The sequence below is a fragment of the Sphingobacterium puteale genome (assembly GCF_003627955.1).
In the GTDB taxonomy this organism is placed as follows: domain Bacteria; phylum Bacteroidota; class Bacteroidia; order Sphingobacteriales; family Sphingobacteriaceae; genus Sphingobacterium; species Sphingobacterium puteale.
In genome coordinates this window covers 1-12,099 of record NZ_RBWS01000039.1, presented here as the reverse complement: position 1 = coordinate 12,099, position 12,099 = coordinate 1, and the positions used below count along the sequence as shown (strand labels likewise).

At 34.8% G+C, this 12,099-nt stretch carries 6 protein-coding genes; 5 read left to right on the top strand and 1 reads right to left on the bottom strand.

Features of this window, described 5'->3' with window-relative positions; genetic code table 11:
* Window positions 1-862 precede the first annotated feature (862 nt).
* The 5 genes from D7322_RS28060 (at window position 863) to D7322_RS28035 (ending at window position 11,013) form a co-directional block, all read left to right on the top strand.
* Window positions 863-4,147, top strand: coding sequence for a hypothetical protein (locus D7322_RS28060; RefSeq protein ID WP_121127474.1), 3,285 nt, complete (start codon window positions 863-865; stop codon window positions 4,145-4,147).
* Window positions 4,148-4,151: 4 nt separating this feature from the next.
* On the top strand, window positions 4,152-7,991 hold the full coding sequence (locus D7322_RS28055) for an RHS repeat domain-containing protein (RefSeq protein WP_121127473.1): 3,840 nt from the start codon (window positions 4,152-4,154) through the stop codon (window positions 7,989-7,991).
* A 2-nt stretch (window positions 7,992-7,993) separates the two neighbouring features.
* Complete coding sequence (gene bamE / locus D7322_RS28050) at window positions 7,994-8,269, top strand: outer membrane protein assembly factor BamE domain-containing protein (RefSeq protein WP_121127472.1); 276 nt, start codon at window positions 7,994-7,996, stop codon at window positions 8,267-8,269.
* Between the two features lie 830 nt (window positions 8,270-9,099).
* Complete coding sequence (locus D7322_RS28040; RefSeq protein ID WP_121127470.1) at window positions 9,100-9,423, top strand: hypothetical protein; 324 nt, start codon at window positions 9,100-9,102, stop codon at window positions 9,421-9,423.
* Window positions 9,424-9,990: 567 nt separating this feature from the next.
* Window positions 9,991-11,013, top strand: a complete 1,023-nt coding sequence (locus D7322_RS28035; RefSeq protein ID WP_121127469.1) for a hypothetical protein — start codon at window positions 9,991-9,993, stop codon at window positions 11,011-11,013.
* Between the two features lie 117 nt (window positions 11,014-11,130).
* Here the strand turns inward: D7322_RS28035 and D7322_RS28030 are convergent, their stop codons facing one another.
* Window positions 11,131-12,027 (bottom strand): winged helix-turn-helix domain-containing protein, encoded by an 897-nt coding sequence (locus tag D7322_RS28030; protein WP_121127468.1) that lies wholly within the window; start codon window positions 12,025-12,027, stop codon window positions 11,131-11,133.
* Window positions 12,028-12,099 lie beyond the last annotated feature (72 nt).

Below are 12,099 nucleotides of genomic sequence, written 5' to 3'. Positions count from 1 at the left end.
AATGCGATCGTACTTTTTACGGACTTTAATCATTATTTCAAAATTAAGATATTTTATTGTTCTTAACTTGATCTGCCGACTAAGTTAGCAACTCCAAGCCCCTATTTCATCATTAAGATCTAATCTTTTACTTCCATTCGTCTTCTCCTATACTATCAGTATTTCGTGAATACAACCCTTTCCTAGCTGCCTTCAGGATTATATATTCACCTATCGGAAAGTTACCTACTTCCCATTTTTTTTATATCTAACGAATCCAAAATCAGTCAAAGTTTCCTCCAATGACTAATAAATAGCATCGAATAATTTTTCTGTTTCAATATCTTCATGAATTAGAATCTCTTTATACGCTACATTAGAAGGTGATAATTGTTCAATCTTGATATTGATACAGAAACCAATCGAATCCATGCTTATTGTCCAGTAATAATTAACAAAATCATCCTCCCAAAGTACATTTGTAGATTTTTAGTCCCCTCTATACTCCCTCCTCAATATTAACTCTCAAAGATGTTTACATACTTTGTAGCCTAGGGTATCGGTTTGAAAACATTATTTATTATTGGAAACCTGAGATGATTTAATCAATATATCTCTAGGGTACTTCTCACACTAGCCAGCAAATAATAACATAATTATTTCCCCTTAATTAATAATTTTATTAAAAAATTTTTTTATTTAAATTCATTTTAGTAGCTTTATATGTATAAAGTACATTTAATAAATGCTTAAGGAAGATATATTTCTGTTAAAATAATTTCCTGCATAAAACCATATTTAGCCATTTTCATTCTTTACAATACTACCCTTTAATTTTTACAGTTGATTTGGAATAGTTAATCATCATCAATTATAACCTTTTATGAAATTTAAAAATATCAACAAAAGAAGATTTTTCATATTAATCTTTGTTATATCTTATTTTTTCTTGTGGAACCCAACGGTATTTGCCCAATCCAATGAGTACTTTCAGGCTTCAAAAATCATTCCTCCATCTCCTACCGCTGGTTCACTAGCTAAAGTGGTGGATATCGATGTCGGATATTTTACTGGCACACACCAATTAAATATTCCATTGATAAATGTCGAATCAAAGGGAATTCCTATTACAGTAAATCTTTTGTATAATTCGGCAAATGGTATTAAGCCTATTGAAGATGCAAGCTGGATAGGATTGGGATGGACACTGGCTACTGGAGGTGTTATCACACGTTCGATAAGGGGAATGGATGACTTCAAATTCGGCGGTTTTCCCTCCGCCGTAAGTCTTCCTCCTCATAATGAAGACAATTATGTGGCCCCCCCCGCCACATCTGCCGAACAGACATCCACTGCAAATTATTTTAGGCAAGTGGGAAATAGAAGCATAGATTCAGAGCCAGATGTTTTCTATTATAATTTCATGGGAAAAACAGGAAAATTTTTTCTTGGAAAAATATCTGCTGGTGATACTATATACGTTGAAAAGCAGACCAATTTAAAGATTGAATTATTAGAACGTACAATTAATGCCAAATGGCGAATTACGGATGCTGACGGATATCGTTATTTTTTTAGAACTCCAGAGGTTGTAAGCAACTATTATAAAAACTCGGACGTTACGCAATTCTCAGGATTAGAACCCAATTTTACAAACTCCTATGACGATTCTGAAAGTGCGTGGTACCTGGATTCAATCGTTGACCCACATGGAAAAATTGCGGTAAAATTTGAATATGAAACAGGACTTAGTTTAAGTGCAATCCAAATCTACCAAAAAAGATATGATTTACTAAATCAGGGAGCGACAAATGCTGGAACGATGGCTTCTGTATATAATTTCACATCATCTAACCGGCAAAGAATACAGAACATATATTTAAAGAAAATCATTTACAATAAAGGCAGTATTCTTTTTACACGAACCCAACGTGAGGATATAGAACCCGTTCCCTATTCAAATGATAGTCAAAAACCGCAAAAACTGTCACAGATTACCCTCTATTCTCAAAATAATACTGTAACAAAAAACATTGTACTATCACAAAGTTATTTTAATAGTGGCTATGCAGGGAATGACAGATATGCATTTCTTCGTTTGAAGCTAGATTCAGTCTCGGAAATCGGAAGCTCAGGTGAAAAACAGCCTCCTCATAGTTTTTCTTATTATGCACCACAAGACATGCCATCTAAATATACGAGACAAATAGATGAATGGGGCTACTATTCGTCATTCCCTGCCTACGTCATTCCAGGTGAGGTAACGCAAACTCTTTTGCCCACAGTTAAGACATATAAAGGATCTACGTTATGGACATTTCAAGGGGTAAATAGAGTACCTGATAGTGTAGGTTCATATGTGAAGCGGGGAATAATTGAATCTGTCAGCTATCCAACAGGAGGAAGAACAAAATTCGAATATGAAACAAATGAACAGAGAAGCCTACCTTATCAAAAGATAATAACTAGTGAAGTTGCAAAAGCAGATGGTTCTGATATGTATTCTGAAGTTCTTGATCATTTTTCAATAACAGGGGCGCAGGAGATTGCGTTTGATCTAACTTGTTATCCAATCGCTGAAGACCGAATACCTAACAATCAGATTGTAGCTTATCTGCGAAACAGTTCAAATGTAGTTTTACGAGCATTTTCTATTTCAGATCCTAAAGCCACACTCTATTTACAACAAGGAAACTATACAATAGAAGTGGTTTTTAATTCTGAATATGTTACGATACTTTATGCCTCTACTGTCCAGTATAAAACATATAATAGAAAGGCTGCAGGCGGCTTAAGAATAAAATCAATCTCTGATCTCTCTCGCAACAATGTCATATTACGAAAGAAAAGCTTTGTTTATGATGATCAACCTTATGTCAATGGTGCTCCTTCTTCCAAAGTGATCTATCCCAATAGATACTATTCAAGAGCTTGTAAACAATATTTAGATGACAATTCGTCAACCAGTTCAAATGGACTCTATTTAATCCGTACATCTGGGACGATTAACTCTTTAGAGGGAAACGCAGCATCTTCTCATGTTACATACTCCGATGTCTTTGTCTTTGAAGGTGAGGACAAAAAGAATGGCTATACACATTATAACTATTATAATCTGGGCGCCAATCACACTTTCGTAGAGCCAGAGATGCCGCTAGTATTTTCTGAGTTAAATGGTAAGCTAAATTTTGTCGAATATTTTGATAATAAGAATACATTATTAAAAAAGAACGAGTATCAATACCAACTATTGGACCGAAAGAAATTGAAATCCGCAAGATTTATGAAACCAAATACCGACACAAGTCCATTTTTTAATTATGAAGATGGAGATATTCGCTACTTTGACAATATCTCGGAATGGTGGGTTTTGATTCAAGATAATGAAACTACATTTGATAAAGGAAATCAATTAAGTAAATATCGGAGATATTTTTATGAAAATTCGATTCACAAACTACTGACAAAGATTGTAGAATCTCAGTCTAATTTGGATACGATTTCTACAATCTTTAAATATCCTATGGATATTTTGACACCGCTTTACAACGAGATGGTAACTAGGCATATCTTATCACCAAAAGTCATGACCGAACGTAAGAGAAACGCTATTTCCTTTTTTTGGCAAAAGCAGAATTATTTGAAGTTTCCTAACGGTGTAATTTCTACTGAATCAGATCAAGAGAGCAAAGATGGCGTGAACTACTATACATTAACAAAATACCTTTCCTATGATGTTAATGGTAATCCGACGAGTATGTCTAAAGGTAAAGATGCTCCTACCTCTTATGTTTGGGGATATGACAAGTCCTTACCAATTGTGCAAGCTTTTAATGTTTCGGGTACGCTTTTAGAAACCAAAGTTCAAGAGGCTGTTATTGAACTTGGCTATATAACCCTGGATGCCTTTTTAACTGCAATCGGAGATTTACGAGGCGGATCTCAGAAACTCGTATGGTACAATTTTAATGAAAAATTGAAACAAAAGCTTCCGGCAGAGTCTATGTTTTTGACATTTGCATATCACCCACAATATGGTAAAGTTTGTTCTACCGATGCAAACAATAGATCAAAATATTATGAATATGACGGATTGGGGCGTTTACAGTTGATAAGGGACCAAAATGGCGCTGTTTTAGAAACCTATAAATATCAATATAAACTTTAAATTTATGAAAAGATCTATTTGCCAATATATAATACTTTTTATACTGACCTTTTATTTGCTGCCTATTAGCGCTCAAAGTCCACGACTTTTAGGAAAAATTGAAATAATAGGTCCGACTGAGGTTAATATAAATGAGGAGGTTATCTATAGTGTAGTATTCCGAAACAGAAATGGAGCCTTAACATTTTCACCGTTCCCTGACGGTTATACATGGTATTATTTGCCATCATATTCGATGATCCAAGAGGAACCTTACAGGATTAAAATCAAATGGACGGAATTGGGTAGACATGAACTCTTATTTATATTTCATGCAATAGATGATCATCCTGATTTTAAAAATATCGATGCAGATGTACCCCTAAGTGTACTTGTAGTCGACCCTGCTAAACCCAAATTGACTACAAGCAATGGAGGTATAATAACGAGTTCTGGAGCTGTTACAATTACTAGCAGTAATGGCCCTTTCGATTCCTATATCTGGAAAAAAGAAAACGGCACGGTTATTAGTGGAGCAATTTCTTCCTCATTTTCAACTCTGCAGCCTGGTGGCTATTTTTTAGAAGGAACCAAAAACGGTAAAGTGCATATTTCTGATATTTATAGAATTCATACGCAAGCGGAGGTAGCAAATCAAAATGCAGTTGAAAAAAATATTGTCAAGAAAGATAGTATAAATTCATTTCTAGAAGTTGAATCGCTTCCGGTCGCTAGTAAAAGTAAAACAATAGTTTATTATGACGATATTGGCAGAGAGTTACAGACCGTTGGTTGGCAAGCTTCTCCAACCAAACATGATATAATTTCTTTAAACTCATATGATGGTATCGGCAGAAACGCTTTGAATTTTAGTCCTTACGTACAAGGTACCGACGGTAAGTACAAACCTAATGCACTCCCCGATTTCGGTCCAAATTATAGTATTGAAAAGTACAGATCGGGAGAACATTTTTCGTTTTATCAAAATACCTCAAACATTAAAGCGGACGTTCGACCGTTTAGCACAATTGGCTATGATGGATCTCCTCTGAATAATGAGGAATCATTTTATGGACTTGGAGCGGACTGGTATTACAATAACCGTCCGGCAATAAAAAGGCGCTCCTTTAATTTGCATGGTACCGGTGGAATGTATAATGAGAAAATTATTTGCTGGCGTGTAGGGGTAGACGGTTTACCATACAGGTATAAATTTTACCAAAACAATGGCGATGGTTACTATCAAACGGGAAAACTGAGTATAGAAAGCAGTATTGATGAAAATGGAAGGGAGACGAGAGACTATATTTCAGTCGACGGAAACGTAATTTTACGTAAAGTACAAAAAGTTGATTCACTCGTTGAATTGGGAAATCGAGACCATTGGACACAAACATATTATATTTATGATGATCTTGGTAATCTAATTTTCACCATTCCACCCGACCTATCCAACACATTGTCACAAAGTGACATCACCATACCAACAGAACAACAACTACTGAAACATGCATATTGGTATAAATATGACAACAAAAATAGATTGATAGAAAAAAATATTCCATCGAGCGGATGGACGTTTATGATTTATGACAACAGAGATAAACTCATTCTCGAGCAGGGCGCTAATTTAAGGCAAGGAGGAAAATTTAAATTTAATAAGTATGATGCTTTCGGACGAGTAATTCAGACAGGAATTTATAATTCAACTCAGAGTCGATCCGTTCTTCAGGCGCAAATCACCGCCTCCACCGCACCACTATGGGAGACTCGCTTATCTAATAGCGAGTATTCCAATACGGCCTTCCCTACATCGGGATTTGTCACTTATCAAACCAATTATTACGATACTTATGGATTTACTGGGGCTAGTACTTTACCTGCCTCAAATATCTCATATTCTCCAAAGACTAAAACGCTCCTAACCGGTCAAAAAATCACAAAAGACGACGGTTCAGATCCAATGTTAAAAGTATTTTTCTATGACGAAAAAGGACGCTTGATCCAAAGCGCTGAACAGAATCACTTAGCTGGCACTGATTATGAAACTAATGAATATGATTTTGAGGGAAAAATAAAAAGGACGATCAAAAAGCATAATGTTTCTAGTACTAATCTAAATCTTGTAATGCAGTATAGCTACGACCATTCAGGAAGATTACTCAAAATTCAACACACCACAAACAGCCAGCCTACTATTATTTTAAGCCAGAATGAGTACAATGAAATTGGCGAGCTAACAAAATCAAAAGTTGGAGGTGATAATAATGGAAGTTCATTTCTAACAGAAATAAGTTATCAAAAAAATATCAGATCTTGGCTGGAAAAGACAAGTTCATCATATTTTACTACCGAGCTAAAATATAACCGTCCAACACAAGGTGCAGTACCACAATTTAATGGAAATGTTTCAGAACAACATTGGCAACGTCCTGGACAGACGAACTATATGAAATATTCCTATGATCCTATGAACAGGCTATTGGATGGTAACAGCCCTAATAATATGAGGGAGCAAATTAGCTACGACATAATGGGTAACATTATTAATTTAAAAAGGGATAATGCTACATTTAATATAAATTATACTTACAATGGTAATCAGCTTACAAGTCTTTCAGGTTCCTTAACTGGAACCTACTCCTATGATCTCTCTGGAAATACTACATCTGGCAGAAATGGCTTTACTTACACTTATAACTATTTAAATCAGCCGAAGAGTGCATCTAAAACTGGAACAACTGTTAATTTTTCTTACAACTCTCTTGGTATAAAACAAAGGAAGGTAACTAACGTGAACGGGATTGTTTCACAACGAGATTATATCAATGGTATAGAATATATGCAAAATGGGAGCCAACAAAGACAAATTGATCGGGTTGCTATTCAGGGTGGATACCTCCAATATAATGGAGGTACTTACAATTACTATTATAATCTTGTTGACCATCTAGGTAATGTCCGAACCGTGCTTTATCGCAACCCAAACACCAATGCTGCTGAGGTTGTTCAAAAAAGCGACTATTATCCATTTGGAAAACTATTTCAAGGGGTTGGATATTTGGTAGGGACAAATCACTATCTTTATAATGGAAAGGAGAAGCAAGATGAAATTAATGGTGATTATGACTACGGAGCAAGGTTCTATGATGCGGAGATTGGTCGGTGGAATGTGATGGATCCATTGGCGGAGAAACTTAAAAGATGGTCACCTTATAATTATGCTGTAAATAATCCAATACGTTTTATTGATCCCGACGGGATGCTCTCAAAGGATTTTATTAATGATCTTTGGGAAAAATCAGGGGATAAATCAAGATGGAAAAATCAAGGGGATGAAAGCTTTTCTAATAAGGATGGTGAAAAAGTTGAAGAAAAAAATAGTGGGAATCCGAATGAACAAAACGAAAATGACGAATTTTCTGTTTATCAAGAACAAGATCCATTGAAAAATACTCATGGTGAAAAAACTTATTCACTAGAAGATTTTACGAAATCAAACAAGAATGTTTCTTATAATGATCTTATTAACCAAAGAAAAAAATCGACAAACCTACCTGGTGGTCCTAAAATGAGATATGTAATAAACCCTAATGATGGAAATGTTATGGATATGAGACACGTATTCGTTGTAGGATATAAAGGTTCTTCAATTGGAGGAGTCATGGTTGAGTTTTTGCAATCTCTCAGTAAAAAAACTAGACCAAGTGCCTTTGATAAACAAGATTTTTATTCTAATAAAATTGGAGCTGATTTTTTTGATTTTTTGGCTCACCCTGCAAATGCAAACTTAAGAAAAGAAGATTTTGTCACTGTTTTTCAAAACTATATAAACAATAAATATACTAAACCAACCTGGAAATAAAAATGAAGACGATAATAGCTTTTTTAATAATATTATTTTCTGGCTGTTCTGAAAGCCAAGAAAGCAAGAATTATGAAAATTTAAAAAAAATAAAATTAGGAATGGACTATAACGAAGTTATTAATATAATGGGCTCTCCAATGAACAGTACTCAACTTAACAACGATACCCTGAGATTTAGTATTGCTTATTCGTCGGTTAGCGGTTCATCGGATGATTATTATATTTTCTTTTCAAAAAGAGATAGTATAGTAGTTGCGATTGGTGATGGACAATGATGAAAGATTTATAACGGACGTTCATGATTAATTAAAATGTTAGAGAATATTCATGCGAAGGGACTTGCCACCAAGTGGGTAAATAAAAAATACGGAGGTCAGTTAGGTTCCTTATAACTGGATTCTAGTTTTAAAAAGTTAAGAGCTTATTTAGTTGTAAGTGTCCTTTTTTCGGGGACGCTTACATTTTGTCATTTAATAAGGGAGTATAACACCAACTGTGTCATAGGATTAAAACTTAAAAACCTCTTTCAAGTTTGAGCCTATCCCCAAATCTAATCGTTAGTTTGTACTAGAAATAAAAAGAGGACAAAAAACTAATATCTTGAAATACTATCTTGGCATAAAAAGCTCCATCTGCAGCGTTTAACTTAGAAATCTAAAAAGGCAGAACCTAGTTTATATATTAAGGACGGCAGATTAATTGAGTCAAAGCCAGAGAGTATTTAGGGCAATAGGATTGCCATCCTTCATGACTAAATACTGTTTTAACTGTACCTATTTTTGAGCAGGAATTTTCAAAATACCCGTCATCCAATCCGTCTTATACATAGAAAACAACTTCCGCTGGATAGAAATAGTCAGTATTCCGGCCCTTGCAATTCTATTTTTATTTTTTTTTCTAAGATGGAAATTTACACGATATTTAATAACTGTGTTCTATTCCTTTTTATACGGAGCGATGGCCTACTACATTGGGAGGCAACTCCAAGATGATGGCATTTCTGCACGAGTTATATTCGCCTTTACAGCTTATTTTCTAAGTTTGCGGTTTCATCAAACGAAGTATAGATCGCTAAAGACTAAGTTATCGATGAAAATCGTTGTCTATGAGAATTAATTTTCGATCCATTATTTTTATTGCCGGATCCATGCTTTTTACCTATTGGATCTATTTACTCGCCGTAAGAGATAGTAAATATATAAAGAATAAATACAGTCCCAATTCCGAAGTAATTTCAACAACAGCTGTGTATAAAAGGCCAAAAATAAACAGTCATATCATCGACACGCTTCACAGCGGAGTGAAACTAAATGCAAGAAATGTTAATCAAGATTTTTATCGGATTATTTTCGCAGAAGAATATAATAGTTTAAAGGGTAGCTATATTCCTAAAAAAGCATTAAAGTTCTTCAATGATACTGAACTCTAAATTTAATTTCATTTGGTAAATATCTGGGAACAATACTTATCTATAGAATTTAATTAACTTGCTCATATTCTGAATTAAGTCCGTTTGATGAAGATAAGCTGTTCCTTTATCAAAAAGTTCAAAATTAAAATGAACAGATAATTCTTCTATTCTGTAAAAGGTAAGACTTAATCTGACAGTTAAACAACACAAATAGTTGATGACCCAATTCAAAAGAATACCAGTTAAACTATCTTAATCTAGTATTTTTTTTATATTTATCTTTTTTATTAATTCAATGCATGCCACCTTTCAAATTTCAGGCGTTATAACGGGTTCGTTCTATGGCAGGTATCTGAAAATGGAATAAAGCTAATTGCATATGATATAGAGAAAGGGAATTTCTTGGTCTAAAAAGATGAGCATACTTCCTTTATCAAGGATCATGATGGGCAATGGTTGCAAAAAGGCGACGATAACAATCAAATTCCATTTATGCCAGCGAAGCCGATATATTCAATGTTGCACTATTTAGATGTAATTTCAGTTCCAAATTCTTATATTTGATAGAGCCCTCTATTTTAATAAATGGAAAAAATATACCGCATTATTACCCTAGCAATTCTGATAGCAATCTCCAGCATCAACTTTGTGAATGCGCAGGTAAATTGCCAACAACTTCTGAAAAAGAAAATAAGCTTTCAAGATTTAGATAGTGGCAAAATTGAGCGTATTTTTAAAGATTTTACACAGTTAAAAGCATGCGGTCTCGACAGCAATGCACTTGAAATAATCAGTGATCCCCCACTTTTTGCGACGTTAATTATACCGTTCATGGATTATGGCAAGAAAAAAAATGTAACTTACCAGCATATCTTTGACAAAATTATAGAATTTCAAAATTCAGACGAGTTTCCCTTCTTAAAACGGTCACATGATGCAACCAAAGCGCTTAAAAATAAAAACGTAGACCTTAAAAATTGGGTAGCAGATAGCAAGTTGCTCTTGCAAATCCCACTAGATTCTAACGAGGTAGAAGACTTTTATAACTACCTAAAGGCCAATCCCTCGAAAGATTATACTTATTTTGATGCCTGGGGAATTTTTAAAAGTCTTGCAACGAAACAGCAACAAACAAGCAAAGATTTGGGGATGGAGGAAAAGAAAAACGATTCGCCACGCAATATTGAAGATGCACTATTCAGGGGGAAATATAATACTATGACGTTAGCGGAAATTTTTCTGGAAGCTGACAGCCTCAATAGGAATGTTGTTATCTATTTTACGGGCTGGAACCATATAGATAGCAGAAAACTCGAACTTTCTTTGTTTGACGATAAGAAACTCAATACAAAACTTCTTCATGAATTCTTGTTTGTCATTTTGTACATTGATGACAAAACCAGGATGGATGAAATACCAAATCTTAAAAAGGACGAATACAGCACTGGCAATATAATCATAGGTCAACGTAGCCAAAAAATTCAGCAGCGATATCTGAGCTCGAAAGATATACCTGCATTTATATTATTGGATAGCAAAGGAAAATTAATCAAAGCCTTGTCTAAAAATATAAATAAAGAAACCCTCAGAAGTTTTCTAACATATTAGGCGAATAGCTACTCTTATCGCTTTAAAACCGACCTATAACTAACGATATTACTATTCGAAAAAATAATGCAGGATTCTGGATTGATCTACGTATAATCAAGTGTAAAAAAACTTTCTTTAACCCCTAACTTCAAGCTTATAGCCCTTGCCTCGAACCACAATAATGTTGATATCGGGAACTGTTTCCAATTTTTTCCTGAGTTTCGAAATAAACATATCCAAACTGCGCCCCACAATCACCCCCTCATCTTCCCATATCTCTTTTTGCAACCGACTCCTAGTTATTGTCTCGTTAGGGGACAGTGCAAAAATATGCATTAGTCTTGCTTCGGTCAGAGTCAAATCTATACATTCATTATTTATCCTCAATTGCTTTTCATGGGGATCAAACTGGACCGAACCGAAATTGAATACCGCTGTAGGCTGATCGTCTTTGGCTGTTTTTTGTAGTGAACTTGGTCTAAAAAGAGCAAAACAGACAAAAGCCAATGCAGATAAACTCCCTAATATATACACTCCTTTCGTTGTACTCTTTTCTGCTTGTTTGAATTTGATTGCTATTATATAACATCCGCTAGTCTGCTCTCTTCCTAAGCAGGGTACAATATCATCTTCTTTTTCTCCAGCGATAGCAAATCCATAAGCTACAGTACTGGTACCACAGTTTAGGACGTTGACAATATAATCGCGATTGAACGGATCTTTGGCCAACAGATCTTTCGTCGTATTTAAGAGAGAATCAGGTTGAAAGGTAAGATGCTGTTCAAACCTAATCCGATATTCATCTGCTGTAATCCTTTCTATAGGGAGCACCCTCGATGAACTATCTCCCGACTGTAAAAGCAGTTGGTGGCCAAGTTTACGGAGTAAAATTTCTGTTTTGGCTGCATCAAAGCTACTCCTCTCCTCCCTACCGAATGCCAGGCCGATCAATGTTATAGATAGAAATACCAATGTTAGTCCAATAATGTATCTACGTTTTCTACTAGGAAGATTTTTGAAATCAAATCGCATAAGCGGACATTATTTACAAAGTTTACAATTTAATTTACAATCCTGAACGGTCAACTATAAAGATATCAAAGT